This window comes from Nocardioides sp. 616 (assembly GCF_002930065.1).
GTDB classification, from domain to species: domain Bacteria; phylum Actinomycetota; class Actinomycetes; order Propionibacteriales; family Nocardioidaceae; genus Nocardioides; species Nocardioides houyundeii.
In genome coordinates this window covers 327,496-353,442 of the sequence record NZ_POAG01000010.1, presented here as the reverse complement: position 1 = coordinate 353,442, position 25,947 = coordinate 327,496, and the positions used below count along the sequence as shown (strand labels likewise).

At 72.2% G+C, this 25,947-nt stretch carries 28 protein-coding genes; 24 read left to right on the top strand and 4 right to left on the bottom strand.

Translation table 11 applies throughout. The features are described from left to right. Positions 1-94: 94 nt before the first annotated feature. Entirely contained in the window at positions 95-631 is a 537-nt protein-coding gene (locus C5H89_RS03700) for an inorganic diphosphatase (protein WP_104105769.1), read from the bottom strand. Positions 632-763: 132 nt separating this feature from the next. Here C5H89_RS03700 and dacB point away from each other — a divergent pair, with 132 nt between their 5' ends. From dacB to C5H89_RS03640, 12 genes are all read left to right on the top strand, one after another. Further along, positions 764-2,221: a D-alanyl-D-alanine carboxypeptidase/D-alanyl-D-alanine-endopeptidase gene (gene dacB, locus C5H89_RS03695; RefSeq protein WP_162799186.1), complete on the top strand. Its 1,458-nt coding sequence runs from the start codon at positions 764-766 to the stop codon at positions 2,219-2,221. Positions 2,222-2,230: 9 nt separating this feature from the next. Further along, positions 2,231-3,289: a zinc-dependent metalloprotease gene (locus C5H89_RS03690; protein WP_240181677.1), complete on the top strand. Its 1,059-nt coding sequence runs from the start codon at positions 2,231-2,233 to the stop codon at positions 3,287-3,289. A 6-nt stretch (positions 3,290-3,295) separates the two neighbouring features. After that, complete coding sequence (gene tilS / locus C5H89_RS03685; RefSeq protein ID WP_104105699.1) at positions 3,296-4,270, top strand: tRNA lysidine(34) synthetase TilS; 975 nt, start codon at positions 3,296-3,298, stop codon at positions 4,268-4,270. A 30-nt stretch (positions 4,271-4,300) separates the two neighbouring features. Then, complete coding sequence (hpt, locus tag C5H89_RS03680) at positions 4,301-4,852, top strand: hypoxanthine phosphoribosyltransferase (protein ID WP_101525539.1); 552 nt, start codon at positions 4,301-4,303, stop codon at positions 4,850-4,852. 103 nt (positions 4,853-4,955) lie between these two features. Then, on the top strand, positions 4,956-6,986 hold the full coding sequence (gene ftsH / locus C5H89_RS03675) for an ATP-dependent zinc metalloprotease FtsH (RefSeq protein WP_104105698.1): 2,031 nt from the start codon (positions 4,956-4,958) through the stop codon (positions 6,984-6,986). A 14-nt stretch (positions 6,987-7,000) separates the two neighbouring features. Beyond that, entirely contained in the window at positions 7,001-7,600 is a 600-nt protein-coding gene (gene folE / locus C5H89_RS03670) for a GTP cyclohydrolase I FolE (RefSeq protein ID WP_104105768.1), read from the top strand. Positions 7,601-7,632: 32 nt separating this feature from the next. After that, positions 7,633-8,433 (top strand): dihydropteroate synthase, encoded by an 801-nt coding sequence (gene folP / locus C5H89_RS03665; RefSeq protein ID WP_104105767.1) that lies wholly within the window; start codon positions 7,633-7,635, stop codon positions 8,431-8,433. Next, the gene (gene folB / locus C5H89_RS03660) at positions 8,430-8,801 is read left to right on the top strand and encodes a dihydroneopterin aldolase (protein ID WP_104105697.1); all 372 of its coding nucleotides are present in this window, start codon (positions 8,430-8,432) and stop codon (positions 8,799-8,801) included. The genes folP and folB overlap by 4 nt, the downstream gene beginning before the upstream one ends. Further along, positions 8,798-9,367: a 2-amino-4-hydroxy-6-hydroxymethyldihydropteridine diphosphokinase gene (folK, locus tag C5H89_RS03655; RefSeq protein WP_104105696.1), complete on the top strand. Its 570-nt coding sequence runs from the start codon at positions 8,798-8,800 to the stop codon at positions 9,365-9,367. The genes folB and folK overlap by 4 nt, the downstream gene beginning before the upstream one ends. A gap of 9 nt (positions 9,368-9,376) precedes the next feature. Further along, positions 9,377-9,889 carry a DUF3180 domain-containing protein gene (locus C5H89_RS03650; RefSeq protein ID WP_240181676.1) on the top strand — a complete coding sequence of 171 codons (513 nt, stop codon included), beginning with the start codon at positions 9,377-9,379 and terminating at the stop codon, positions 9,887-9,889. 10 nt (positions 9,890-9,899) lie between these two features. Then, entirely contained in the window at positions 9,900-10,499 is a 600-nt protein-coding gene (locus C5H89_RS03645) for a hypothetical protein (RefSeq protein ID WP_104105695.1), read from the top strand. Positions 10,500-10,610: 111 nt separating this feature from the next. Then, positions 10,611-11,693, top strand: a complete 1,083-nt coding sequence (locus C5H89_RS03640) for a GNAT family N-acetyltransferase (protein WP_205304835.1) — start codon at positions 10,611-10,613, stop codon at positions 11,691-11,693. A gap of 18 nt (positions 11,694-11,711) precedes the next feature. Here the strand turns inward: C5H89_RS03640 and C5H89_RS03635 are convergent, their stop codons facing one another. Continuing rightward, positions 11,712-12,674: an ATP-binding cassette domain-containing protein gene (locus C5H89_RS03635; RefSeq protein ID WP_104105764.1), complete on the bottom strand. Its 963-nt coding sequence runs from the start codon at positions 12,672-12,674 to the stop codon at positions 11,712-11,714. A 60-nt stretch (positions 12,675-12,734) separates the two neighbouring features. On the opposite strand from C5H89_RS03635, the gene C5H89_RS03630 reads away from it, so the two are divergent. Genes C5H89_RS03630 through C5H89_RS03620 form a run of 3 tightly spaced genes read left to right on the top strand, consistent with a single transcriptional unit; the run spans position 12,735 to position 15,116 of the window. After that, complete coding sequence (locus tag C5H89_RS03630) at positions 12,735-13,436, top strand: ABC transporter permease (protein ID WP_104105694.1); 702 nt, start codon at positions 12,735-12,737, stop codon at positions 13,434-13,436. Next, a complete protein-coding gene (locus C5H89_RS03625; protein WP_104105693.1) occupies positions 13,433-14,137 on the top strand; it encodes an ABC transporter permease in 705 nt (234 codons plus the stop codon). The genes C5H89_RS03630 and C5H89_RS03625 overlap by 4 nt, the downstream gene beginning before the upstream one ends. A 40-nt stretch (positions 14,138-14,177) precedes the next feature. Then, positions 14,178-15,116 carry an ABC transporter substrate-binding protein gene (locus C5H89_RS03620; RefSeq protein ID WP_104105692.1) on the top strand — a complete coding sequence of 313 codons (939 nt, stop codon included), beginning with the start codon at positions 14,178-14,180 and terminating at the stop codon, positions 15,114-15,116. On the opposite strand, the gene C5H89_RS03615 is transcribed toward C5H89_RS03620, so the two are convergent. Continuing rightward, positions 15,113-16,087: a phosphatase PAP2 family protein gene (locus C5H89_RS03615; protein ID WP_104105691.1), complete on the bottom strand. Its 975-nt coding sequence runs from the start codon at positions 16,085-16,087 to the stop codon at positions 15,113-15,115. The two genes, C5H89_RS03620 and C5H89_RS03615, sit on opposite strands and share 4 nt — an antisense overlap. Next, positions 16,084-17,310, bottom strand: a complete 1,227-nt coding sequence (locus tag C5H89_RS03610; protein WP_240181675.1) for a glycosyltransferase family 2 protein — start codon at positions 17,308-17,310, stop codon at positions 16,084-16,086. Before C5H89_RS03610 ends, C5H89_RS03615 begins: the two co-directional genes overlap by 4 nt. 40 nt (positions 17,311-17,350) lie before the next feature. Between C5H89_RS03610 and C5H89_RS03605 the strand changes: the two genes are divergently transcribed. From C5H89_RS03605 to C5H89_RS03565, 9 genes are all read left to right on the top strand, one after another. Further along, the gene (locus C5H89_RS03605; protein WP_240181674.1) at positions 17,351-18,466 is read left to right on the top strand and encodes a sulfotransferase family protein; all 1,116 of its coding nucleotides are present in this window, start codon (positions 17,351-17,353) and stop codon (positions 18,464-18,466) included. Next, on the top strand, positions 18,463-19,398 hold the full coding sequence (locus tag C5H89_RS03600; protein WP_104105689.1) for a glycosyltransferase: 936 nt from the start codon (positions 18,463-18,465) through the stop codon (positions 19,396-19,398). Before C5H89_RS03605 ends, C5H89_RS03600 begins: the two co-directional genes overlap by 4 nt. Before the next feature lie 246 nt (positions 19,399-19,644). Beyond that, positions 19,645-20,571, top strand: a complete 927-nt coding sequence (locus C5H89_RS03595; protein WP_104105688.1) for a DUF2520 domain-containing protein — start codon at positions 19,645-19,647, stop codon at positions 20,569-20,571. Then, positions 20,568-21,491 carry a pantoate--beta-alanine ligase gene (panC, locus tag C5H89_RS03590; RefSeq protein ID WP_104105687.1) on the top strand — a complete coding sequence of 308 codons (924 nt, stop codon included), beginning with the start codon at positions 20,568-20,570 and terminating at the stop codon, positions 21,489-21,491. Before C5H89_RS03595 ends, panC begins: the two co-directional genes overlap by 4 nt. Next, positions 21,491-21,907, top strand: a complete 417-nt coding sequence (gene panD, locus C5H89_RS03585) for an aspartate 1-decarboxylase (RefSeq protein WP_104105686.1) — start codon at positions 21,491-21,493, stop codon at positions 21,905-21,907. The genes panC and panD overlap by 1 nt, the downstream gene beginning before the upstream one ends. Positions 21,908-21,909: 2 nt before the next feature. Continuing rightward, positions 21,910-23,661 carry an L-aspartate oxidase gene (locus tag C5H89_RS03580; RefSeq protein WP_104105685.1) on the top strand — a complete coding sequence of 584 codons (1,752 nt, stop codon included), beginning with the start codon at positions 21,910-21,912 and terminating at the stop codon, positions 23,659-23,661. Then, a complete protein-coding gene (gene nadC / locus C5H89_RS03575; protein WP_104105684.1) occupies positions 23,658-24,575 on the top strand; it encodes a carboxylating nicotinate-nucleotide diphosphorylase in 918 nt (305 codons plus the stop codon). The genes C5H89_RS03580 and nadC overlap by 4 nt, the downstream gene beginning before the upstream one ends. Then, on the top strand, positions 24,572-25,351 hold the full coding sequence (locus C5H89_RS03570) for a type III pantothenate kinase (protein ID WP_104105683.1): 780 nt from the start codon (positions 24,572-24,574) through the stop codon (positions 25,349-25,351). Before nadC ends, C5H89_RS03570 begins: the two co-directional genes overlap by 4 nt. 133 nt (positions 25,352-25,484) lie before the next feature. Next, complete coding sequence (locus C5H89_RS03565; protein ID WP_101525520.1) at positions 25,485-25,817, top strand: Lsr2 family protein; 333 nt, start codon at positions 25,485-25,487, stop codon at positions 25,815-25,817. The last annotated feature ends 130 nt before the right edge of the window (positions 25,818-25,947 follow it).

Here is a 25,947-nt window from a genome sequence, read left to right as displayed (position 1 = left end):
CTGACTGGCCGACGGGCGAGCGCGAACACGGTGAGACCACGAACGCCCCGACTCGTTGAGTCAGGGCGTCCGAGTGGCGTGCTGGTGGGGTGCGTCAGGCGTTCTCGCCCAGGCTGTCGTCGGCGAGGTTGGCCACGTCGTCGCCGTGGCCCTCGGTCTTGAACCGCTCGAACGAGGCGTGCACCTCGGCGATCGCCTCCTCGCGACCGACCCAGTCGGCGCCTTCGACGGACTTGCCGGGCTCGAGGTCCTTGTAGACCTCGAAGAAGTGCTGGATCTCCAGGCGGTCGAACTTGGAGACGTCGCCGATGTCCTGCAGGTGCGCCATCCGCGGGTCGTGCGTCGGGACGCAGAGCACCTTGTCGTCGCCGCCGGCCTCGTCGGTCATCCGGAACATGCCGATGGCGCGGCAGGCGATGAGGCAGCCGGGGAAGGTCGGGGCGCCCAGCAGGACCAGCGCGTCGAGAGGGTCGCCGTCCTGGCCGAGGGTGTTCTCGATGTAGCCGTAGTCGGCCGGGTACGCCGTGGAGGTGAACAGCATCCGGTCCAGGCGGAGCCGGCCGCTGTTGTGGTCGACCTCGTACTTGTTGCGCTCGCCCTTGGGGATCTCGACCAGCACGTCGAACTCCAGCACGTCACTTCACCTCGTCATCATCGCGTGTATGGGGACGGCGTCCGCCGCGGTAAAGCAGGCCGAAGGCGCCGATGGGGGTCAGTGTCCCGCACAATGGCTGCATCCACACACTCGGGGAGGAATACACAGGTGTCGAGACGTGACGCGGGCCGCACTCGGGGGCGCTATCGCGGCCCAGGTCGGGTCGCGCACTGGCTACCGGTGCTGCTGGTCCTGGCACTGCTCTCCGCCGGGGTCGCGGCGGACCGGGGCGACTGGGGTCCTCGCCACCTCGGCTGGGAGGCGCCGACCGGTGCCGCAGTCGAGCCGCCGGCGGGTCTGAACCTGCCCGAGCCGGCGCCGGTGAGGACGGTCCCGCCCGCCCTGGTCGCACCCCTGGACCCTGGCGCGGTCCGGCGCGCCCTGCGCGGGCCGTTGCGCCAGGACGACCTGGGCGGGCACGTCGTCGCGCTGGTGGCCGACCTCGCCGGCAGCCCCCCGGCGTACTCCCGGGGGAGTGGGACCGTGGTGCCGGCCTCCACCACCAAGCTGCTCACCGCGGTCGCGGCCCTCGAGGCGCTCGGCCCCGAGACCACGTTCTCCACCCGGGTGGTCCAGGGCGAGCGACCGCGCGACATCGTGCTGGTGGGCGGAGGAGATCCCTACCTGGCCAGCGAGCCGGTGGCTGACGGGGGCCAGCCCGACCAGGCGGACGTGGTGACCCTGGCCCGGGAGACCGCCGAGGCGCTGCTGGCCGGCGACCGTCCGCGGCGCAAGGTGCGCCTGAGCTACGACACCTCCCTGTTCTCCGGGCCGGCGGACAACCCGCACTGGCAGCCCGACTACGTCCCGGACGAGATCGTCGCGCCGATCACCTCGCTGTGGGTCGACGGCGGCCGTGACGAGGACGGCGACGGCCGGGTGGGCGACCCGGCCCGCGTCGCTGCGGAGCGGTTCGCCGCCGCGCTGGCCGACGCCGGGGTACGAGTGGCCGGGGCGCCCACTCAGGTGACGGCCTCCGCCGCCGCGCCCGAGCTGGCCGAGGTCACCTCGGCACCGCTGGACCAGGTGGTGCAGCGGCTGATCGAGGTGAGCGACAACGAGGCGGCCGAGGTGGTGACGCGGCACGTCGGGCTGGCCACCTCGGGGGAGGGGTCGTCCGCCGCGGGGACCGCCGGCGTGCTGTCCACGCTGGCCGCGCTCGGGGTCGACGTCTCCGCCGACCAGGTGTACGACGGGTCCGGGCTCTCGCGCGAGAACCGGGTGCGCGCCCAGACGCTCCTGGCCGCGATCCGGCTGGCCGCCTCGCCGGACCACCCCGAGCTGCGGGCGGCGGTCGAAGGGCTGCCGGTGGCCGGCTTCTCCGGCTCGCTCACCTGGCGCTTCGTCGACGGCGACCCGGCGGGACCGGGGCGGGTGCGGGCCAAGACCGGCACCCTGACCGGCGTGCACGCCCTGGCCGGGCTGGCCACCGACCTCGACGGCACCCCGATGGCGTTCGTGCTGGCCGCCGACCAGGTGGCGCCCGCCTCGACCCTCGACGCGCGCCAGGCGCTGGACCAGGCGGCGGCCTCGCTGGCCGGGTGCCGGTGCCGGGCCGTTGGCTAGGGTCGCTGCATGAGCCAGGACACACCGCAGGGCGGCACCCCGATGATCGACTGGGACCTCGCGGTCCGGGTCGGCTCCCGGGTGGCCGGTGACGGCCCCGAGATCGGGGCCGGGCAGGCGGACGCCGTGGTGGCCGAGCTGCGCGCCGGCGCCACCCGCTCGACCGGGCTGGTCCGCGACTTCACCGGGCTCGAGGCCGGCTCGGCGACGGCGCCGGTGCTGGTGGTCGACCGCGCCGGGTGGGTGCAGGCCAACGCCGACGGCTTCGCCACCATCATCGAGCCGCTCGCCGGCAAGCTGATGACCGGCAAGAGCGCACCCGGCGGGTTCGGCCACGCCGTGGGGTCCCGGGTCACCGGCGCCGAGGTCGGGCTGCTGCTCGGCTTCCTCGGCGGCAAGGTGCTGGGGCAGTTCGACCCGTTCTTCGCCCCCTCCGGACGGCTGCTGCTGGTGGCGCCCAACGTGGTCGCCGTGGAGCGCGAGATCGGCGCCGACCCCCACGACTTCCGGCTCTGGGTCTGCCTGCACGAGGAGACGCACCGGGTGCAGTTCACCGCCGTGCCCTGGATGCGCGAGCACCTGTTCTCCCTGATGTCGCAGATCACCGGCACGGTGGAGCCCGACGTGGTCCTCACCGACCTGGTGCGCCGCGCCTCGGAGCTGGTGCGCGGCGCCCGTGAGGGTGGCGCGGGGCTGATGGGCGTGCTCGGCACGCCGGAGCAGCGGGCAGTCCTGGACCAGGTCACCGGCGTGATGTCGCTGCTGGAGGGCCACGCCGACGTGGTGATGGACGGGGTGGGTCCCAGCGTGATCCCGTCGGTGTCGGAGATCAGGCAGAAGTTCAACGTGCGCCGCGGCGGCGTCGGGACCCTGGACCGGCTGCTCCGTCGACTGCTGGGGCTGGACGCCAAGATGGCGCAGTACCGCGACGGCGCCGCGTTCGTCCGGCAGGTGGTCGACAAGGTCGGCATGGCCGACTTCAACGCCGTCTGGGCCGAGCCGGCGAACTTGCCGACCAAGGACGAGATCCACCAGCCGCAGGCCTGGATCTCCCGCGTCCACGGCTGACCGGCGATGGGTCCCCATCCCGCGGTCGCCGCGGTGCGCCTGGCGGTACGCCGGGCCCTGGCGGACGCGCCTGCCGTGCGCGTCGGTGCCCCGGTGCTGGTGGCCTGCAGCGGCGGGGCGGACTCGCTGGCCCTGCTGGCCGCCACGGTCTTCGAGGCCCGGGACCGGCCCTGGCAGGTCGTGGGGGTCACCGTGGACCACGGGCTGCAGGAGGGGTCACAGGCCCAGGCCGCCCGCGTGGTCGAGCAGATGGCCGAGCTCGGGGTGGCCGAGACCGTCGGGATCCGGGTGCGGGTCGACGGCGAGGGCAGCGGACCGGAGGCGGCGGCCCGCGAGGCCCGGTACGCCGTGCTGGACCAGGTCGCCGAGCGGTTCGCCGCCGCGGCGGTCCTGCTCGGCCACACCCTCGACGACCAGGCCGAGACCGTGCTGATGGGGCTGGCCCGGGGCAGCGGTGGACGCTCCATCGCGGGCATGCGCCGGGGATTCGGCCGCTACCTGCGCCCGCTGCTGGACCTGCGTCGCTCGGACACCGAGGCGGCGTGCGCGGCCCAGGGCCTGGAGTTCTGGCGCGACCCGCACAACACCGACCCGCGGTTCCTGCGGGCGCGGGTGCGCCACGACGTACTGCCGGTGCTGGAGCGCGAGCTCGGCCCCGGGGTCGCCGAGACGCTGGCCCGCACCGCGGACTCGCTGCGCACAGACATGGAGGCGCTGGACGAGATCGCGGTGAGCGCGCTCGCCGACCCGGACGCCCTCGCGGTGGCCGTGCTGGCCGCCCAGCCGGCCGCCGTACGCCGCCGGGTGCTGCGGCTGGCCGCGCTGCGTGCCGGGGCGCTGGACGCGGAGCTCTTCTCCGGTCACGTGCTGGCCCTGGACGCCCTGGTCACCGGCTGGCACGGGCAGAAGTGGATCGACCTGCCGGGCCATCTGCGGGCACGGCGGTCGGCGGGTGCGGTCGTCTTCGAGCGGACGGACTGAGCAGCAGGGCTGCAAGGTATTGTCCGCCGCATGGAATCGACCCACGTCGAGAACGATCTGGTCAACGTCCTCTTCACCGAGGCTGACATCCAGGATCGGCTCCGCGAGATGGCCCAGCAGATCGCCGCCGACTACGAAGGTCGCGACGTCCTGATGGTCGGGGTGCTCCGCGGCGCGGTGATGGTGATGGCCGACCTCGCCCGCGCACTGCCGATCCACGTCGAGATGGACTGGATGGCGATCAGCTCCTACGGCGCCGGCACCAAGTCCAGCGGCGTGGTGCGGATCCTCAAGGACCTCGACACCGACATCAGCGGCCGGCACGTGCTGATCGTGGACGAGATCATCGACACCGGCCTCACCCTCAGCTGGCTGGTCAACAGCCTCAGCACCCGCAACCCCGCCTCCATCGAGATCGCGACCCTGCTGCGCAAGCCCGAGGCGCTCGCCATGCCGGTGGAGCCGAAGTACGTCGGCTGGGACATCCCCAACGAGTTCGTGGTCGGCTACGGCCTGGACTACAAGGAGCGGTACCGCAACCTGCGCGACATCGGCACCCTGGCCCCGCACGTCTACTCCTAGAGCACGCTGGGGTCGGACAGGTACCGTTTCAGTTCGAAGCACTCCGCTCGCCCCCATCTGAAAGAAGTCCGTGAAGCGTATTTTCAAGGGTCCTTGGCTGTGGATGGTCATTGCCGCACTCGGCGTTCTGCTGGCCATTCAGTTCCTCGCGCCCAACGACGGGTACGACGAGATCACCACCTCGGAGATGAACGCCTACATCGCCGACGGCAAGGTCGACGAGGTCACCTTCGTCGACGGTGACCAGGAGATCCGCGCGACACTGGACGACGGCGCCCGCAAGGGGTCGGACAAGGTGGTGGCCTACTGGCTCGACGGGACCCAGGACGGCATCGAGGAGGCGGTCCAGCAGCAGGTGGACGAGGGGAACATCAAGGAGTACACGACCGAGGTCCCCCAGCCCAGCGTGCTCGGCTCCATCCTGATCACCCTGCTGCCCTTCGCGCTGATCGTGCTGCTGTTCATCTTCCTGATGAACCAGGCCCAGGGCGGCGGCGGCCGCGGAGTCATGCAGTTCGGCAAGAGCAAGGCCAAGCTCATCTCCAAGGACATGCCCAAGTCGACCTTCGGTGACGTCGCGGGCTGCGAAGAGGCCATCGAGGAGCTCGGCGAGATCAAGGAGTTCCTCCAGGAGCCCGCCAAGTTCCAGGCAGTCGGCGCCAAGATCCCCAAGGGTGTGCTGCTCTACGGCCCGCCCGGCACCGGTAAGACGCTGCTGGCCCGCGCGGTGGCCGGTGAGGCCGGCGTGCCCTTCTACTCCATCTCCGGCTCCGACTTCGTGGAGATGTTCGTCGGGGTCGGCGCCTCCCGGGTGCGCGACCTGTTCGAGCAGGCCAAGGAGAACGCCCCCGCGATCGTCTTCATCGACGAGATCGACGCTGTCGGACGGCACCGCGGTGCCGGCATGGGCGGCGGTCACGACGAGCGGGAGCAGACGCTCAACCAGCTGCTGGTGGAGATGGACGGGTTCGACGTCCGCGGCGGGGTCATCCTGATCGCGGCGACCAACCGTCCCGACGTGCTCGACCCCGCGCTGCTGCGCCCGGGCCGCTTCGACCGGCAGATCCAGGTCGACGCCCCGGACCTCAACGGCCGCCACATGATCCTCAAGGTGCACTCGCGCGGCAAGCCGATGTCACCCGACATCGACCTGATCAGCGTGGCCCGACGTACCCCCGGCTTCACCGGTGCCGACCTGGCCAACGTGCTCAACGAGGCGGCCCTGCTGACCGCCCGCACGAACCAGAAGATGATCACCAACGAGACCCTCGACGAGGCCATCGACCGCGTGATCGCGGGTCCGCAGCGCCGCACCAGGCTGATGGGCGAGAAGGAGAAGCTCATCACCGCCTACCACGAGGGCGGCCACGCCTTGGTGGCGGCGGCGCTGCCGGGCACCGACCCCGTGCACAAGGTGACGATCCTGCCGCGCGGACGGGCCCTGGGCTACACGATGGTGCTGCCCGACGAGGACAAGTACTCCACCACGCGCAGCGAGATGCTCGACAAGCTCGCCTACATGCTGGGCGGCCGGGCCGCGGAGGAGATGGTCTTCCACGACCCCACCACCGGGGCCGGCAACGACATCGAGAAGGCCACCAGCCTGGCCCGGGCCATGGTCACCCAGTACGGCATGACCGAGCGCCTGGGCGCCATCAAGCTCGGCGACACCCAGGGCGAGCCCTTCCTGGGTCGCGACATGGGGCACCAGCGCAACTACTCCGAGGACGTCGCGGCGGCAGTCGACGACGAGACCAAGAAGCTGCTGGCCAACGCCCACCAGGAGGCCTTCGACATCCTGGAGGAGAACCGGGACGTCCTCGACGCCCTGGTGCTGGAGCTGATGGACAAGGAGACGCTGGACAAGGCCGAGATCTCGCGGATCTTCGAGCCGCTGCGTCGCCGGCCGACCCGTCCGGCCTGGACCGGCTCGCCGCAGCGCACCCCGTCGGACATCCCGCCGGTGGAGATCCCGCAGGAGATCCGCGACCGCGCCCGCGCCGGTGCCAACGGTGCGACCATGCCCGAGGGCGAGGGCGGCGTGATCCTCACCCCGCCCAGCAGCGGCGGCGACATCCACGGTGGCGTGGAGCCCGGCGGCAGCGCCCCCCAACCTCCCACCCCGTCCGCGTGACCGACCGCATCGGGCTGGCGGCACGCGATGCGGCCGACGTCCCGGAGTTCGACCACGCACGAGCCGAGGCGGCGGTGCGCGAGCTGCTGGCCGCCATCGGCGAGGACGTCGACCGCGAGGGCCTGCGGGAGACGCCGGCCCGGGTGGCCCGGGCCTACGCCGAGCTCACCCAAGGTCTGCGCCAGCGCCCCGAGGACGTGCTGACCACCACCTTCGACATCGGGCACGACGAGATGGTGCTGGTCCGCGACATCGAGCTGTGGTCCATGTGCGAGCACCACCTGGTGCCCTTCACCGGGGTGGCCCACGTCGGGTACATCCCGGCGGAGTCGGGCAAGATCACCGGCCTGTCCAAGCTGGCCCGCCTGGTCGACGTCTTCGCCAAGCGGCCCCAGGTCCAGGAGCGGCTCACCACCCAGGTCGCCGACGCCATGGTGGAGCTCCTGGAGGCCCGCGGGGTGATCGTGGTGATCGAGGCGGAGCACCTGTGCATGACCATGCGCGGGGTGCGCAAGGCCGGAGCCCGCACCATCACCTCCGCGGTCCGCGGCATCATGCACAACGCGGCGACCCGCTCGGAGGCGATGGCCCTCATCCGGTCCGGGACCCGGTGACCCTCTCGGACCGGGGCGGTCGACCGCTGGTCATGGGCGTGGTCAACGTGACCCCGGACTCCTTCTCCGACGGTGGCCGCTGGGACGACCACGCCTCGGCCGTGGCGCACGGTCGCGAGCTGCTGGCGCACGGCGCCGACATCCTGGACATCGGGGGCGAGTCGACCCGGCCGGGGGCCACCAGGCCGCTGGTGGCCGAGGAGCTCGACCGGGTGGTGCCCGTCATCGCCGACCTCGCCGCCGCCGGGGCGGTGGTCTCGGTGGACACCATGCGCGCCGAGGTGGCCGCCGCCGCGCTGGACGCCGGCGCCACCATCGTCAACGACGTGAGCGGCGGCCTGGCCGACCCGGGGATGCTCGAGGTGATCGCCGGGTCGCAGGCCACCTACGTGGCGATGCACTGGCGGGCCCACGCCCACCACATGACGCAGTTCACCAGCTACCCCGACGGCGTCGTGGCCGGCGTCTGCCGTGAGCTCGAGGCTCGCCTGGAGGCCCTGGCCGAGGCCGGGGTGCCGGAGTCGAGGGTGATCCTGGACCCCGGCCTGGGCTTCGCCAAGACCACGGAGCAGAACTGGGAGCTGCTCGCCGGCCTTGCGCGGCTCCAGGCCCTGGGACGGCCCGTCCTGGTCGGTGCCAGCCGCAAGGCGTTCCTCGGGCAGCTCCTCGCCGGGCCGGACGGCGTACCTCCGCCTGCCCAGCGGGAGTACGCCGGGGTGGCGCTCGCGGTGCTGCTGGCCCAGCGGGGCGTCTGGGCGCTCCGCGTGCACGACGTGCGAGCCACCGCAGACGCGCTGGCCGTGTGGCAGAGACTGAGTCAGGAGCAGGGATGACCGACGAGCTGACCATCGCAGGGATCGAGGCCTTCGGCCACCACGGGGTCTTCGACTTCGAACGCCGCGAGGGCCAGGTGTTCCTCATCGATCTCACGCTCGGCCTGGACACCGCTCCGGCGGCTGCCTCGGACGACTTGCGGGACACCGTGGACTACGGGAGTCTCGTGGCCAAGGTCAAGACCGCGGTGGAGACCGATCCGGTCGACCTGATCGAGAGGCTTGCCGACCGGCTCGCGAATGTCGCCCTCGGCGACGACCGTGTTGAATGGGCGCGGGTGACCGTCCACAAGCCGGATGCACCCATCGACGCCACGTTTCGGGACGTGGCGCTGACCATCACCAGGAACAAGAGGACCGACTCGTGACCGAGACCCCCAATCCCCACATCGTCGACGCCGACTCCCTGACCGGCGAGATGCACCCCATCCGTCGGGTGGTCGTCGCCCTGGGTTCGAACCTCGGAGAGCGCCTGACCGCGCTGCAGGGCGCCCTCGACGCCATGGCGGACACCCCCGAGGTGTGGTTGACCAGCGTCTCCGGCGTCTACGAGACCGCCCCGGTCGACTCGCCCGCCGAGGCCAAGCCCTACCTCAACGTGATCGTGCTGCTCGACACCACGCTGCCCGCGCACCGCCTGATGGAGCGGGCGCTGGCCATCGAGTCGGCCTTCGGCCGCGAGCGCGGCGACGTGCGCAACGCCCCTCGGACCCTCGACGTCGACCTGATCCAGGTCGGCGACCGCCGCGCCGACGACGACATGCTGGTGCTGCCGCACCCCCGTGCCCACGAGCGCGGCTTCGTCCTCAAGCCCTGGCACGACCTCGAGCCCGACGCCGTGCTGCTGGACCACGGTCCCGTGGCCCAGCTGCTGGACAAGGTGGACCTGTCCGGCGTCACCAGGCGCGAGGACCTCAGCCTCGAGCTGCAGTAGGGCACGCTGGTGAGGGACTCTTCCGAGCCGCCCGAGGCGCCCGAGCCCGAGCCGGAGTCGACGCCGCCCGGGCGGCTGGCTCCGCTGGGCCCCGGTCCGGTCGTCGCGGCCATCGTGCTGGGTCTGGCCGGCGGCTGGGCCTGGCACCCGGTCGCGGAGCAGATGAGCGGTACCGCACCGGTGGTGGGCTGGACCCAGGGCGCGGTCCTCTTCTTCGTGACCGCCATCCTCGGCGGTCTGGCCCTGGTCACCTGGCGGGCGGTGCACGTGCGTCGCGAGCACCTCGAGGCGCGCCGGGCGGTCAACCGACTGGTGCTGGCCCGGGCCTGCATGCTGGTCGGGGCCCTGGTCGCCGGCTGCTACGTCGGCTACGCGGTCTCCTGGCTCGGCTCCCCGGCCGAGCTGGCGCAGACCCGGATGGTCCGTTCCCTGGTGGCTGCGGCAGGCGCAGCGGGCATACTTATTACCGGCAAGTTGCTTGAGCGCGCGTGTCGCGTCCCGAAGTCCGACCCTCACCCTTAACCTGAGGCTCATGACTTCCCCGTCTGCTCGTACCAGTGCCCGCCGACGCCAGCGCAGCACGCGCCTGGTGGTCGCCTCGGCGCTGCTCCTGATCGCGGCCGCCCTGGTACTCGGGTCGATCGCCACTGGCCAGTCAACCCTGGTCCTGCTCTCCGCGCTTGCTGCTGTCGTGCTCGGTGCTGCCTCCACCCGGATCACCCACTCCGAGCTGATGGCCTCCCGGCACGAGGCCGCCGAGGACCGGGCCCGCCAGGCGCAGGCCTACCGCGACATCACCGCCCGTCGTACGGCGGAGAACGTGGCGTTCGCCGACTCGATGAAGGCGCGCATCACCGAGCGCGAGGAGACCATCGGGCAGCTGGAGACCGAGCTGGGCAAGGCGCTCGAGCGCGCGGCCACCGCGACGCTCAAGATGAGCGCCGAGGCCCGTCGTGCCGACGTCGCCGAGGTCGAGGGCAAGAGGCTCGGCGAGCTGCTGGAGCAGAGCGACACCCGCGCCGCCGAGGCGATCGTGCGCGTGGCCGAGCTGGAGGCCGAGATCGACACCCTGCGGGCCGAGCTGGACGCCTGGCAGCGCGCCGCCGCGACCTCGACGTACAAGCGCGCCTGACCTCACCGCCTTCTGCAGCAGTCCCCGGACGGCTCGGACCTCCCACCACGCGTGGCGTCCGAACCGCCGGGGACTGTCTGCGTCGCGGCCGGCGTGAGGGAGAATGGTCTTGTGATTCCCGAGGACAACAGGTTCGAGAGCGACCCGGCGACAGTTCTTCCCGAGGATCCCGGGCTCCCCGAGGGGTGGGTCGCCGAGCCCCCCGACGCCACCGACGAGCGCGACGTGCTGCGTCTGACCTCGCTGCTGCGCAACCACGAGCGCGCCGGGCGCGGCTGGGCGGGCGCGTCGGAGGACGACGTGCTGGTCGAGGTCTCCGAGCACGGCCTGGCCATGCGGGAGAACCTGGTGGTGCGCGACCAGACCGGCGACATCCGCGCCTGGGGCTCGGTGCACGACCGCGCTGAGGGCCGGATGCTCTACGTGCACATCGTGGACCGCACCCTGGAGGAGGCGACGGCGCGGGCCTGCTCGCAGGTGCTGTTCACCTGGGCGGAGGCGCAGGCGCAGGCCGTCGGTGCCGCTCGCGAGGTCGCGGTGCAGCAGATCGACACCGGCTCCTTCGCCGACGACGAGCGTCAGCACCTGTGGCTGGAGGGACGGGGCTTCGAGAAGGTCCGCACCTGGTGGCAGATGAGCCGGCCGGTGACTCCCGAGGAGTCGGAGCTGGTGCCCTCACCCGAGCTGTGGGAGGAGAACGGCGTCCGGTTCCGCTCGGTGAGCCGCCAGGGCGACGGCATGCCGGACGAGGCCGACCTGCGGGCGGTCCACGAGGTGCTCGAGGGCGCCTTCACCGACCACTTCAACTCCTCCGAGGAGACGTTCGAGGAGTTCGTGCACCGGCTTCGTGAGGACCCGGGGCACCGCTGGGACCACTGGTGGCTAGCGGAGCTCCTGGACGGCGAGCAGCCGCAGGCCTGCGGCGCCCTGGTCGGCACCGTGAGCGAGTCCGCCAGCGGCACGGACGGCTCCTACGTCTCCTACCTGGGGGTGCTGGAGTCCGCTCGGGGACGCGGGGTGGCCAAGGGCCTGCTGCACACGATCATCGCCGACGCCGCGGAGCGCGGCCGGGACCGCGTGGGGCTGGAGGTCGACGCCGACTCCCCGACCGGGGCGGAGGGGCTCTACGTCGCCATGGGCTGGGTCACCAAGTACGTCACCGAGTCCTGGCACAAGGACGTGCCGGTCCGCTGACCAGCCGCCGTCAGGGCATCACCGCGTCAGGGAGGCCCGCAGCTGGCGATGCACGCCCGCCGGGGTGAGCACGCCCAGGAACCGCGGCCCCCGGCGTACGCCGATCATCGACTTGTCGTCGCGCATCATCAGCGCCAGCGCCTCCTCGAGGGTGGAGTCGAGGTCGATCGCGGCGCCCAGCTGACCCGCGGTGACCCCCTCGAGCGGCTCCAGGTGCGCCTCGTCGATCCGGGTCACCGCCAGCCGGCGCAGCCCGCGGGTGGCGCCGACGAAGTCCTCGACGAACTCGTCGGCGGGCCGGGCCAGCACCTCCTGCGGGGTGCCGTACTGGGCCAGCCGGCCGCCGTCGGCGAAGATCGCCACCCGGTCGCCCATCCGGACGGCCTCGTCGATGTCGTGGGTCACCAGGACCACCGTCTTGCCGAGCTCGCGCTGGAGTCGGCCGAACTCGTCCTGCAGCCGGGTGCGCACCACCGGGTCCACGGCGCCGAACGGCTCGTCCATCAGGAGCACCGGGGGGTCCGCGGCCAGCGCCCGGGCCACGCCCACCCGTTGCTGCTGTCCGCCGGAGAGCTGGTGGGGGTAGCGCTGCGCGTAGAGCTCGGGCTCCAGCCCGACCAGGGCCAGCAGCTCGTGCGCCCGGGCGCGGGCGGACGCCCTGGACTCGCCGTAGAGCAGGGGGACGGTCATCACGTTGGCCTCGACCCGCTGGTGCGGGAAGAGGCCCACCTGCTGGATGACGTAGCCGATGCCGCGGCGCAGGGCGTTGGGGTCGACCTGGGTGACGTCCTGGCCGTCGACCAGGATCTGACCCGTGGAGGGCTCGATGAGCCGGTTGATCATCTTCAGCGTCGTGGACTTGCCGCAGCCCGAGGGTCCCACCAGGCAGACCAGCTCGCCGCGGGCGACGTCGAGGTCCAGCTCGTGCACCGCGACCGTGCCGTCGTCATAGGTCTTGCCGACTCCGGTGAGCCGGATCATCGGCTCCTCACCCGAGCCGGTCGTGGCTGGCGCCTGGTCGGAGGCGGTAGCGTCCATGCGGTGACCATACTGGGCGCCGTGCCGTCGGCGGCGGACGAGCCGCCGTGCTACAGCCTGGCGCGCAACGACTGGTTCTGCCCGGCCTACCTGGCGGACCGCCGCTCGGAGATCCTGGACGCCACCGTGCAGCACCTGGGCATCACCGTGGCCGCGGTGCTGGTCGGCCTGCTGATCGCGGTACCGCTGGCGCTGCTGGCGCGGCGGCTGCCCCGGCTGGAGGCGGGGGTGCTGGCCGTCTCCACCGGGATCTACACCGTGCCCTCCCTGGCGCTCTTCTCGTTGCTGCTGCCCTTCACCGGCCTCTCCGCCACCACCGTGGTGATCGGCCTGGCCCTGTACGCGCTGACGATCCTGGTGCGGGCCCTGCTCGACGGGCTCCGCGCGGTGCCCGAGGCGGTCCGGGAGTCCGCGACCGGGCTGGGCTACTCCCGGTCCAGGCGCCTGCTGCGCGTGGAGCTGCCGCTGGCGCTGCCCGTGGTGATGGCAGGGCTGCGGGTGGCGACCGTCTCGACGGTGGCGCTGACCACGGTGGGCGCCCTGGTCTCCTACGGCGGCCTGGGCAACCTGCTGGTCACCGGGGTGGCGCAGTCCTTCCGGGCCCAGATCCTGACCGCCGCCGTGCTCTGCGTGGTCCTGGCGGTGCTGCTCGACGCGCTGCTGGTGCTGGCGCAGCGGGCCCTGACTCCCTGGACGCGCGCATGAGCCTGTTCGGCGAGACCCTCGACTACCTCACCCGCTCCGAGAGCTGGCTGGGCTCCGGCGGCATGCTCGACCTGCTCTGGCAGCAGCTGCTGCTGACCGGCACCGCGATGGTGCTGGCCGTGGTGCTGGGTCTGCCGCTGGCGCTCTGGCTGGGACACCGGGGCCGCGGCGGCTTCGCGATCATCAACATCTCCGGGGTGGGCCGCGCGGTGCCCACGTTCGCGCTGCTCGCGATCCTGGTGGCCGCGGACTGGCCCGGCACCGCCACCCTGGGCCCCTACGGCCGGGCCGGGCTGGCGACCCTCATCGCGCTCACCCTCTTCGCGCTGCCCCCCATCATCACCAACGGCTACGTCGCGGTCACCGAGGTGCCGGCGGAGATCAAGGAGGCGGCCCGGGGGATGGGGATGACCCGCCTGCAGCAGTTCCGGCGCGCCGAGCTCCCGCTGGCGCTTCCCCTGGTCACCGCCGGGGTACGGCTGGCACTGGTCCAGGTATGGGCCACCGCCACGATCGCGGCCCTGGTCGCGGGACCGGGGCTGGGACGGGTGATCACCGACGGCTTCTACCGCAACGACTACGGCCAGGGCATCGCCGGCGCCGTCGTCGTGGCGGTGGTCGCCCTGGTGCTGGAGGTCGGGGCGGCGCAGGCGCAGCGCACCGCCTACCGACGTACCCATCCCGCCCCGGCGACGACCTGACCGCACCACACCCACAACCACACCCACAGGGGGAAGAACGATGCACCTACGACGACTCGCGACGACCGCGACCGCACTCGCCTGCGTGGTCCTGGCGGGCGCCTGCGCCGGCGACGACCTCGCCGACGACGACGGCTCCAGCCAGGACGCCAAGGGCTCGGTGACGCTGTCCAGCCAGGACTTCCCCGAGGCGGCCCTGGTGACCGCCATGTACGCCGGGGTGCTCACCGACGCCGGCTACGACGTGGAGCCCAAGCTGGTGGGCAGCCGGTCGGTCTACATGCGGGAGTTCCCCGGCTCGGTCGACATCGTGCCGGAGTACGTGGCCGGCATCTCCGACTACCTCAACACCGCCGCGAACGGGCCGGACGCCGAGCCGATCACCAGCAACGAGCCCGGCGAGTCCATCGAGGCCGCGAGTGCGCTGCTCGACGATGCCGGGATCACCCTGCTGGAGCCGTCCGAGGCGACCTCGCAGAACGCCTACTTCGTGACCGAGGAGTACGCCGAGGCCAACGACGTCCAGGCGCTGTCCGACCTCGCGGGCAAGCAGGTGGTGCTGGCCGCGGCGCCGGACTGCGAGGGTCGCGATGACTGCGAGAAGGGGCTCCGCGAGGTCTACGACCTCGACGTCACCAAGCTGCTCCCGCTGGGCTTCGGCAGCGCCGAGACCTACCGGGCCGTGCTGGACGGCGAGGCCCAGCTGGGCCAGACCGGCACCCTGGACGGCACCCTGGAGGAGCAGGGCCTGGTGCTGCTGGAGGACGACAAGGGGATCCAGCCGGCGCAGAACCTGGTGCCGGCCGTCTCCACCGAGTTCCTCGAGGCCAACCCCGAGGTGGGGGACCGGCTGCGAGCGCTGATGGCCAAGCTCGACAACGACACGTTGGCGCCGCTGATCAACGAGGTGTCGGCCAACCGCGCCAAGCCCGAGGACGTGGCACAGCAGTTCCTGAGCGACAGCGGCCTGGTCGGCTAACCCAGCTCAGCCGAGGCAGCCTCGCGCACGGGCTCCTCGGTGCGTGGTGGGACGGTCCGGGACCGCTCCCACCACGCGCAGCCCCACATCACCACGGCGGCGGCGAGCCAGCCGGCCAGCACGTCGACGACGTAGTGCTCGGCGAAGTACACCAGCGCCAGCGCCATGGTCAGCGGATAGATCATCAGCAGCACCCGCCAGGGGCCGCTGGTCCGCCACCAGGCATACAGCACCACCAGCATGGCGATCCCGGCGTGCAGCGAGGGCATCGCGGCCACCGGGTTCCCGACCGCGGAGAAGCTGTCCTGGAAGTTGCCCGGGCCCAGGTCGTACCAGCCGCGGCCGGTGATCCGGGCGATGTCTGAGGTCAGGTAGCCGTTGCGCGAGGCCAGCCACGGCGGGGCCATCGGGTACAGCAGGTAGATGACCAGCGCGAGGATGTTCAGGGCCAGGTAGCGGCGCATGAACCGGATCCAGGCGGGCCGGTGGCGCTTCCACAGCACCGCGGCGGCCACCGGGGCGACGAAGAAGTGCGAGTAGTAGACGGTCGTCAGCACCACCTCGTACCAGGCCCGGGGCATCTGCCGCTCGCACGGGACGCCGCACAGCTGGGCCTGGAGGTACTCGGTGGGCAGGGTGCCGCCGAAGAGGGCGCGGTCGGCCTCGATCGGCGCTGTCACGTGCACCTGGGTGAGGCCGATCTCGTCGGCCAGCCCGCGGCTGTAGAGGTAGAAGGTGAGCACCAGCAGCGGGATCGACCAGTCCCGGAGGAAGCTGAGGTGGGAGCGGAGCGGGGCCTGGACGTCCCAGGCGATCAGCGCAAGCCAGATCCAGGCGAACGCCTGGTAGACCGACTTGGGCACCTCCACGAACTCGATGTAGAGCGCGAGCGCCACCGCGTAGACCAGCAGTGCGGCGACCCGCGCACGGCGCGAGGTCACCGGCGGGGCTGGGATGCTCACCTCGGTCATCGGTCCTCCTGGTGAGAAATCGTAGACGAGGGCCGCCGCTCGCCGGACCGCAGCGCCAGCGCCTCGGGTGCCACCGTCGCCGGGTCCAGCACGTGTGCGGGCACCGCCAGGGCGGAGCCGTCGGCGGTGCGGGGGACCGGTGCCCCGCCCAGGGTGGCGAGGTAGGCCATCAGCGCGGAGGCCTCGGCCACCCGGCCCTGCTCCAGCAGCCAGCCGCAGAGCCGGTGCACCGGCGGCAGTGCGGAGTGCACCAGCGAGTGGTCTCCCCACAGCTCCACCACGCCGCGGCGCAGCAGCGCGGCCCACTCCGCCTCGGCTCCGGGGAGCACCTCGAAGTAGCGCCACAGGTCGCCGGGCAGCACCCGGTCCAGGAAGACCCGGGTGACCTCGGGGTCGCCGTGGGTGCGCACCGAGCTCAGCGCCAGGCCCTTGGTGATCAGGCGGTCCTGCAGGTCGTCCATCGAGCTGCGCTGCTGGGTGATCGAGCTGCCGTCGGCACGGATGCGCCAGTGGTAGACCGGGGTGGGGAGCACGTCGAAGCGACCGGCCAGGTAGGCCCGGGTGGTGGTCGGCTGGTCCTCGTAGCGCAGGCCCTGGGGCCACGACAGGTGCTGCCCGTCCCAGAAGGAGCGCCGGTAGAGCTTGTTCCAGGCGAACACGTCGCCCAGGAGCTCCGGATGGTCCTCGATCCTGATCCCGGTCCGGGCCTGCTCGTGGAGCCGGTGCATCCACCCCGGCTCGTGCAGCCCGCGTCCGGCCGGGGGGTCGGCCTCCCAGCGCAGCACGGAGCCACAGGCGAAGTCGGAGCCGCTCGCCTCGAGCTGGCCGACGAGGTCGGCCAGCGCGTTCGGGGGCAGCACGTCGTCGGAGTCCAGGTAGGCCAGGTAGTCGCCGGTGACGGCGTCGGTGCCGGTGTTGCGGGCGGCCCCGAGCCCGGCGTTCTCGGTGCGCAGCACCCGGATCCGCGGGTCCCGGGCGGCGTACTCCCGGGCCACCTCCCCGGACCGGTCCGGCGAACCGTCGTCCACGACCACCGCCTGCCAGGCGGTGTGGGTCTGGGCCAGCAGGCTGTCCAGGCAGGCGGGGAGCCACTGCGCCACGGCGTACGCCGGGATCACGACGCCCACGCTGGCGGTACTGGGCTCTGTGCTGCGGGCAGTGCTGCGGGCTGTGCTGCGGGTCTGGCCCGCTCCGCGACTGCGTCGGGAGAAGGGCCAGGTCACGGCTCAGATGGTACGGGTCCGGTCTTGTAGGCTCCGCCCCGTGACCGGCACCGACAGAGCACCCGACGAGATCGACCCCGAAGGAGTGCCGCGGAAGGTGCTGTTCGTCGCAGGCGCAGGCCGCAGCGGCACCAGCACCCTGTCGGGGATCCTCAGCCTGCTGGGCATGCACGTGCCCAAGCCCGAGGTCGCCGCCGACGCCTCCAACCCCAAGGGGTTCGGCGAGCCGCAGTGGGCGGTGGAGCTGCACGACCGCCTGCTCGCCGAGGCCGGCGTTCAGGTCAGCGACAGCCGTCCCTCCGCGTGGTTCGAGACCGGCCGGATCGCCACCCGCGAACCGGCGCGGATCCGGGTCGCGGACTGGCTGGAGGGCCACTTCGCCGAGCACCCCGAGCTGGTGGTCAAGGACCCCAGGCTCAGCTGGTTCCTCGGCCTGTGGCGCGTCGCGGCGATCCGCACCGGCGCCACCCCGGTCTTCGCCACCATGCTGCGCCCGCCGGCCGAGGTGGTCGGGAGCAAGCAGAAGTACTACCAGAACAAGCTCGGCTCGGCGCACCTCGCGGCCAGCTGGCTCAACATGCTGCTGCACACCGAGCGGGCCACCCGCGACAGCATCGCCGGGGTCGACCCGCACGCCGGTGGCGGCCGGGTCTTCGTCCGGTACGCCGACCTGCTCGACGACTGGGTCAAGACCACGATGGCGCTGGGCCACGCGCTGGACGTGCAGTCGGTCATCCACACCCGCAGCGACCAGATCCGCGAGGTGCACCGGTTCATCGACCCGAGCCTGCGCCGGGTCACCGGCACCCTGGACGACCTGGCGCTGCCGCCGCGGCTGCACGAGCTGACCGCCGAGACCTGGGAGCAGCTCAACCTGCTGGCCGACGAGGGCGGCGACACCCCGGCGGCGCACCAGACCTTCGACCAGCTGCGGGAGGCCTACACCTCGCTCTACGAGGAGTCCGAGGCGATCAGCAAGTCCTCGGTCGTGGCGGCCCGGATCGCCCAGGCCCGGGAGTCGGCCGCAGCGGCCCAGGACCACGCGCACGAGCGCTCGATCTCCGACCTGGTGCCGCACGAGGTGCGCGCCAAGATCCCCCCGTCGGTGCGCAAGGGCGTGCGCAAGGCACTGGGCCGGACCCGGGACCAGCAGTGATCCCGATCGGCTCCGGCGAGGGCCTGAAGAACCTCGAGGGTCACTCGGACTTCGACGTGGTCTGGCCGTGGCGCCGCCCCGGGGGGCTGCGCCGGGGCGCCACCGCGGTGCTGCGGGTGCGCAACGAGGCGCCCAGCCTGCGGTTCGTGCTGCCGCCCCTGCTGCGTGCGGTGGACCACGTGCTGCTGGTGGACAACAACTCCGACGACGGCACCGGAGCCGAGGCCCTGCGGGTCGCGGCCGAGAGCGGTCACGCGGACCGGTTCACCCTCAAGCACTACCCCTTCGACGTGGCGCGGGCCGGCGCGGAGCACCTGGCCCAGCACGAGCGGTCGGTGCACTCCCTGGCGTACTTCTACAACTGGTGCTTCTCCCACGTCGAGACCCGCTACAGCTGGAAGTGGGACGGCGACATGGTGCTGACCACCGAGGGCGAGGTCTCGCTGGCCGACCTCTCCTGGCAGGTGGGCAACACCGACGCGGTGGTCCGCGTCCCCCGGCACGGCCTCTACCTGGAGTCCGACTCGCGCGCGCACCTGGACCTCGGGCTGCGCAACATCGAGGAGTGGGGCTTCCCGATGGGGCCGGACTTCGTCTACGCCAAGGCACCCGAGTGGGAGATCCGCACCACGCCGGAGCGGTTCGAGATGTTCGCCCTGCCGCAGGGCCTCTGCGTGGAGCTGAAGTACCTCGACGGGGACGAGTTCGCCCACTGGACCGACCCGCAGTCCTTCGCCACCAGCCTGCGCAACCGGCGCAAGCGCCGGGAGTGGACCGTCTTCAACGCCCTCAACGAGGGCACCGTCCCCGAGGGCGTGGTCACGCTGGAGGCGCCGGCGGGCATGCACGTCGTGGACTACGTCACCAAGGAGTGGCTGCCCCGCGTGCCGCGGCCCTTCGTGGTCGACGACCCCGCCCACGCCCGCGGCTGACGCGGGGCCCGGCCCATGGTCGGCCCTCGCCGGTGAGTCTGTGGCCCAGGTCACGCCCGGGGAGGTTTCGCGATCCGGGGCCGCGACGTAGCCTCTGCCTTGACACATCAAAGAGCAACATCGAAGAGCAACATCGAAGAGCAACTTCGAACAGCAACTTCATGGCACATCGTCTGGTACCCACACCGGCCCGCAGCGCTCGTCGCTGAGGGTGGGCGGAGGGACCGAAACGAGAGGCTCCTGAAAATGAACACCACCCTCCGGGTGGGCGTGGTCGGCGCGGGTCGCGTCGGTGCCGTCCTCTCTGCTGCCCTGCGCGCGGCCGGCCACGACATCGTCTCCGCCGCCGGTGAATCCGACGCCTCTCGCAGCCGGATCGCGGCACTGCTGCCCGGCGTACCGGTGGAGAAGCCGAGCGTGGTCGCCCGCGACTGCGACCTGCTGCTGCTGACCGTGCCGGACGACATGCTCGGCAACGTGGTCTCGATGCTGGCCGCCTCGGGCGCGCTCCACGAGGGTCAGTACGTCGCGCACACCTCGGGCCGGCACGGGCTCGCCGTGCTCGACCAGGCGGTCGCCGTCGGTGCCCGGCCGATCGCCCTGCACCCCGCGATGACCTTCACCGGCACCGCGGTTGACCTGCCGAGGCTCTCGGGCTGCGTCTTCGGGGTCACCTCCGGCGAGGCGGAGCGCGAGCTCACCGAGTCCCTGGTCGCCGACCTCGGCGGCCGCCCGATGTGGGTGCCCGAGGACCGCCGCACGCTCTACCACGCCGGTCTGGCACACGGAGCCAACCACCTGGTGACCCTGGTCGCCGAGGCGATGGAGATGCTGCGGGCGGCCGGTGCGGACGACCCGGCGGGCACGCTGCGCCCGCTGATGACCGCGGCCCTGGACAACGCGCTGGCCGACGGCGACGCGGCGCTGACCGGCCCCATCGTGCGTGGCGACGTGCAGACGGTGGCCGCCCACCTGGCCGAGATCGAGGCTGCGGCTCCGCAGACGCTGTCCTCCTACGTCGCGATGGCCCGCTCCACCCTGGACCGCGTGGTCACCGACTCCCGGCTGCTGCCCATCCGTGCGGAGCGGATCCGCCGGCTGCTCGACGGGGTGCCGCACCCGGTGCGCAGCCCCCGCAGCTCCCGCAGCTCTGCGAGCAGGACCGCTCGATGAGCGATCGGCCCAGCCTGGCCCGCAGCCGCGAGGAGCTCGTCGCCCTGCTCGCCCCGGCGCGCGCCCAGGGCAGCCGGGTGGGCTACGTGCCCACCATGGGTGCCCTGCACGAGGGGCACGCCAGCCTGGTCCGCGAGGCGCGGGCGCAGGTGGGTGAGTCCGGCCGGGTCGTGGTCAGCATCTTCGTCAACCCGTTGCAGTTCGCCCCGGGCGAGGACCTGGACCGCTATCCGCGCACCCTGGAGGCCGACCTCGACCTGTGCGCCGCCGAGGGGGTCGACGTCGTCTTCGCCCCGAGCCCGGAGGAGGTCTACCCCGGCGGGGTCGCTGCTGGCGAGACGTCCGAGACCACCACGGTCGACCCCGGTCCGCTGGCCACCCAGCTCGAGGGACGGGTCCGGCCGACCCACTTCCGCGGCGTGCTCACGGTGGTGGCGAAGTTCTTCGGCCTGGTCCGGCCCGACGTGGCGGTGTTCGGCCAGAAGGACTACCAGCAGCTGGTGCTGGTCCGGGCCATGGCGACCGACCTGTGCATGGGCGTGGACGTGATCGGCGCCGAGACGGTGCGCGAGCCCGACGGCCTGGCCCTGAGCAGCCGCAACCGCTACCTGGACAGCGAGCAGCGCTTCGAGGCCGCCTCCCTGAACCTGGTGCTCCGGGCCGCGCAGGAGTCGGCGCAGTGGGGCCAGGACGTGGCCCTGGAGTCGGCCCGCGCCGAGCTGCGCCGGACCAAGGGCATCGACCTGGACTACCTGGAGATCCGGGCGGCCGACCTCTCGCCCCTGCCCGCCGAGGTGCCCGAGGGCACCGAGGCCCGCATCCTCATCGCCGCGCGTCTGGGCAGCACGCGGCTGATCGACAACCTGCCCATCACCCTGGGGGCCTCTCGCGCCCCTGAAGCACAAGAAGGAGTCCGTTGATGTTGCGCACGATGATGAAGAGCAAGATCCATCGGGCCACTGTGACCCAGGCAGACCTGCACTACGTCGGTTCTGTGACCGTCGACGAGGACCTGCTCGACGCCGCCGACCTGCTGGCCGGTGAGCTGGTGCACATCGTGGACGTCACCAACGGCGCCCGCCTGGAGACCTACACCATCGCCGGCGAGCGTGGCTCGGGCGTGATCGGCATCAACGGTGCCGCCGCCCGCCTGGTGCACCCCGGAGACACGGTGATCCTGATCGGCTACGGCCAGATGGAGACCGCCGAGGCCAAGACCTACGAGCCGAGCGTGGTCTTCGTCGACCTCGACAACAAGATCATGGGCACCGGGTTCGACCCCGCCGAGACGTTCGGGGACCCGACGCTCAAGCGCGGCGACCTCATCGGCCGCTGATCGTGACGACGCCGGGCCGGGTCCCGTCGCGGCTAGCCGCGCCCCGGCCCGGCTGGACCACCCGCGCCGACGTGGTGGTGGTCGGCTCCGGGATCGCCGGGCTGACCGCCGCGCTGCGCATCGACGCGGCCGACCCGCTGCTCAAGGTGCTGGTGGTCACCAAGGACGTGCTCAGCGCCGGGTCCACCCAGTGGGCCCAGGGCGGCATCGCGGCCGCGCTCGGGCCCGGCGACACCCCCGACCAGCACGAGCTCGACACCCTGGTCGCCGGTGCCGGGGCGTGCGACGTGGACGCCGTACGGGTGCTGGTCAACGAGGGGCCCGAGGCCGTGCGCGAGCTGATCGGGCTGGGCACCGAGTTCGACCACCACCCCGACGGGGAGCTGAGCCTGACCCGTGAGGGCGGGCACCACCGCGACCGGATCGCGCACGCCGGCGGCGACGCCACCGGCGCCGAGATCCAGCGGGCGCTGATCGCCGCGGTCGAGCGGGCACCGCAGATCGAGGTCATCCAGCACGCTCTCGCGGTCGACCTGCTGCTCGCCGAGGACGGCGGCGTCGCGGGGCTGACCCTGCACGTGCTAGGCGAGGGCCAGCGCGACGGCGTCGGAGCCGTGCACGCCCGCGCGGTGGTGCTGGCCAGTGGCGGGCTCGGCCAGGTCTTCTCCTCCTCCACCAACCCCGCGGTGGCGACCGGGGACGGCATGGCCCTGGCCCTGCGCGCCGGCGCGGTGCTGCGCGACACCGAGTTCGTCCAGTTCCACCCCACCGTGATGTACCTCGGCCCGGACTCCTCGGGTCAGCAGCCGCTCATCTCCGAGGCGGTGCGCGGAGAGGGAGCCTTCCTGGTGGACTTCGAGGGCAACCGGCTGATGACGGGCCTGCACCCGCTCGGCGACCTGGCCCCCCGCGACGTGGTGGCCAAGGCCATCACCCGGCGGATGCTGGCCACCGGACGCCCGCACATGTGGCTCGACGCCCGGCACCTGGGGGAGGAGTTCTGGGAACGGCGCTTCCCCACCATCCTCGGGGTCTGCCGCTCCCACGGGGTCGACCCGGTGACCGAGCTCATCCCCGTCGCCCCGGCCCAGCACTACGCCTCCGGCGGAGTCGCCACCGACCTGCACGGCCGGTCCAGCGTGCCCGGCCTCTACGCCACCGGCGAGGTGGCCTGCTCGGGGGTGCACGGCGCCAACCGGCTGGCGTCGAACTCGCTGCTGGAGGGCCTGGTCTTCTCGCGGCGCATCGCCGAGGTGCTGCCTGGTGAGCTGCGCAGCTGGCGCGACTCCGCCGTACGACGCCAGCAGCACGACCAGCCGGACCGGCAGGGCGCCTGGCTGGTCTCCGGCGCCCAGCGCCGCGCGCTCCAGGAGCTGATGACCCGGCACGTCGGGGTGCTGCGCCACCACGACGGCCTCACCGAGGCGCTGACCCAGCTGCACGGGCTGGCACCCGGTCCCGACGAGGGGTCGGACCTCAGGTCGGTGACCCCGGGTGTGGACTCCTGGGAGACCACCAACCTGCTCACCCTCTCGGTGGCGCTGGCCCAGGCGGCCCTGCTGCGCACCGAGACCCGCGGCTCGCACTGGCGCGAGGACTTCGCCCAGCGGGACCCCCGCGTCGCGGGCCACATCGACGCCCGGCTCGCGGACGGCGTGGTGAGCGTGACGCACCGGCCCTCGCGCTCCACGGACCCCTCAGAACCCTCCGACGCCGCCTCCGACGCCACCGCGCAGACTGGAGCCACCGCATGAGCCTCGACCCGACCGTCCGTCCCGCCCCCGCGTCGTACCACCCGGTCTCCGAGGCGGTCACCGCCGAGCTGCGGGCGGCGGGCCTGGACCCGGACGCCGTGACCCGGGCCATCCTGGCGGCCCTGGCCGAGGACCTGCCCGCCGGTGACCCCACCAGCGAGGCCACCATCGCCGCTGAGCAGCAGGGCGTGGCGCACTTCAACGCCCGGGAGCCCGGCGTCGTGGCGGGCCTGGGCATCGCAGCGGCCGTCTTCGAGGTCGTCATGGGCGACTCGGTGACCGTCTCCGACCGGGTTCCCGACGGCGCGGCCGTGGTCGCCGGCGACCGGGTGCTCTCGGTCTCCGGGCCCACCCGAGGACTGCTCACCGCCGAGCGGACCGCCCTCAACTTCGCCAGTCACCTCTCCGGCGTCGCCACCGCGACGTCGCAGTGGGTCGCGGCGCTCGAGGGCACCCGCGCCCGGGTGCTGGACACCCGCAAGACCCTGCCCGGCTGGCGCGCCCTGCAGAAGTACGCCGTGCGCTGCGGTGGCGGGGTCAACCACCGGTTCAGCCTGAGCGACCTGGCGATGGTCAAGGACAACCACGTCGTGGCCGCCGGCGGCGTGCTTCCCGCCCTGGCGGCGGTGCGCGCCAGGTTCCCCGGACTGCCGGTGGAGGTCGAGGTCACCGACCTGGACCAGCTGCGGGAGCTGCTCGACGCCGGGTGCGACCGGATCCTGCTGGACAACATGGACTCGGAGACGATGGCCGAGGCCGTGCGCATCGCCGACGGCCGCGCCGCACTGGAGGCCTCCGGCGGGCTGACGATCGAGCGCGCGCGTGAGGTGGCCCTGACCGGGGTCGACTTCATCTCCGTCGGGGCGCTGACGCACTCGGTCAAGGTCTTCGACCTCGGGATGGACCTGCTGTGAGCACCCTCCTCGCTGCCGACATCGGCAACAGCTACACCGTGCTCGGGCTGCTGCGCGGCGAGGACGTGGTGGCGCACTGGCGCGTCTCCACCGACGACCGGCGCACCGCCGACGAGTGGGCGGTGCTGGTGCGTGGGCTGCTCGCCGAGGCCGAGGACGGGCACAGCCTCGACGGGGTGGCGGTCTGCGCGACGGTGCCGTCGGTGCTCGCGGAATGGCGAGAAATGCTGGTGCGGCATTTCGGCGATCTCGCCTCGGTGGTGGTCGAGCCAGGGGTGCGCACGGGAATGCCGGTGCTGATGGACAATCCCCGCGAGGTGGGTGCCGACCGCATCCTCAATTCGCTGGCCGCATCCCGGATCTTCGGCGGCCCGGCCATTGTGGTCGATTTCGGGACCGCCACCACGTTCGACGTGGTCTCGGCGGCCGGGGCGTACGTCGGAGGTGCGATCGCGCCGGGAATCGAGATATCGCTCCAGGCGCTGGGGCGGCGCGGCGCCCAGCTGCGGGAGGTGGAGCTCAAGAAGCCGCGCTCGGTGATCGCCAAGAACACGGTCGAGGCATTGCAGTCGGGAATGCTCTTCGGTGTCGCCGCGCAGGTCGAAGGACTCGTGGCGCGGATGATCCAAGAGCTGGGCGAGGACGCCTCCGACGTGTGCGTGCTGGCCACCGGGCACCTGGCTGCGCTCGTGCTCGACGAGTGCTCCTGCTTCACCGACCACGCGCCGTGGCTCACGCTGCAGGGCTTGCGAATGGTCTTCGAACGCAATTGCTGATTTGCGCATCGGGATTTGTCGATGTTTATCCGCGAGGCATCGATTTGCGCAATCACCGACTTTCGTCGTCACTGGTGGATGTGGCACTATCGAGACATCTGATCAAGTGTTCTGCTTCGAAAAGGAATTCAAAATGGCGCAAAAGGTCAACATCGTCCTCGTGGACGACATCGACGGCAGCGAGGCGACCGAGACCGTCTCGTTCGCGCTGGACGGCACCAATTACGAGATCGACCTGAACGACGAGAATGCCGCCGCTCTGCGCGAGGCGCTGAGTGGATATGTCGGCCACGCCCGCAAGAGCGGTGGCGGGGGGCGCAAGAACGCACGACGCGGTTCGGCCGCCGCCTCCGGGGGCGTCAGCGCCAAGGACATCCGGGCCTGGGCCCGGGAGCAGGGTCACGAGCTCTCCGAGCGCGGTCGGGTGCCCGCGGAGATCCGCGAGGCCTACGAGGCTGCGCACTGACCTCGGAGCCACTGAACCCGGAGCCACTGACCACGCAGCCGCTGCGCGTCGGCTACCTGGTCCAGAGCCACGCCCACCCGCACCAGCTCTCCCGGCTCGTCGCCACGCTGCTGCGTGAGGACCCCGCGGG

What these genes read in the sequence shown, in the direction of transcription:
- C5H89_RS03690 (WP_240181677.1), top strand. Translation starts at nt 2,231, where the DNA reads ATGAGCCAGGACACACCGCAGGGCGGCACCCCGATGATCGACTGGGAC.
- tilS (WP_104105699.1), top strand. Translation starts at nt 3,296, where the DNA reads ATGGGTCCCCATCCCGCGGTCGCCGCGGTGCGCCTGGCGGTACGCCGG.
- hpt (WP_101525539.1), top strand. Translation starts at nt 4,301, where the DNA reads ATGGAATCGACCCACGTCGAGAACGATCTGGTCAACGTCCTCTTCACC.
- ftsH (WP_104105698.1), top strand. Translation starts at nt 4,956, where the DNA reads ATGGTCATTGCCGCACTCGGCGTTCTGCTGGCCATTCAGTTCCTCGCG.
- folP (WP_104105767.1), top strand. Translation starts at nt 7,633, where the DNA reads ATGGGCGTGGTCAACGTGACCCCGGACTCCTTCTCCGACGGTGGCCGC.
- folB (WP_104105697.1), top strand. Translation starts at nt 8,430, where the DNA reads ATGACCGACGAGCTGACCATCGCAGGGATCGAGGCCTTCGGCCACCAC.
- C5H89_RS03645 (WP_104105695.1), top strand. Translation starts at nt 9,900, where the DNA reads ATGACTTCCCCGTCTGCTCGTACCAGTGCCCGCCGACGCCAGCGCAGC.
- C5H89_RS03635 (WP_104105764.1), bottom strand. Translation starts at nt 12,674, where the DNA reads ATGATCCGGCTCACCGGAGTCGGCAAGACCTATGACGACGGCACGGTC.
- C5H89_RS03625 (WP_104105693.1), top strand. Translation starts at nt 13,433, where the DNA reads ATGAGCCTGTTCGGCGAGACCCTCGACTACCTCACCCGCTCCGAGAGC.
- C5H89_RS03620 (WP_104105692.1), top strand. Translation starts at nt 14,178, where the DNA reads ATGCACCTACGACGACTCGCGACGACCGCGACCGCACTCGCCTGCGTG.
- C5H89_RS03615 (WP_104105691.1), bottom strand. Translation starts at nt 16,087, where the DNA reads ATGACCGAGGTGAGCATCCCAGCCCCGCCGGTGACCTCGCGCCGTGCG.
- C5H89_RS03595 (WP_104105688.1), top strand. Translation starts at nt 19,645, where the DNA reads ATGAACACCACCCTCCGGGTGGGCGTGGTCGGCGCGGGTCGCGTCGGT.
- panC (WP_104105687.1), top strand. Translation starts at nt 20,568, where the DNA reads ATGAGCGATCGGCCCAGCCTGGCCCGCAGCCGCGAGGAGCTCGTCGCC.
- panD (WP_104105686.1), top strand. Translation starts at nt 21,491, where the DNA reads ATGTTGCGCACGATGATGAAGAGCAAGATCCATCGGGCCACTGTGACC.
- nadC (WP_104105684.1), top strand. Translation starts at nt 23,658, where the DNA reads ATGAGCCTCGACCCGACCGTCCGTCCCGCCCCCGCGTCGTACCACCCG.
- C5H89_RS03565 (WP_101525520.1), top strand. Translation starts at nt 25,485, where the DNA reads ATGGCGCAAAAGGTCAACATCGTCCTCGTGGACGACATCGACGGCAGC.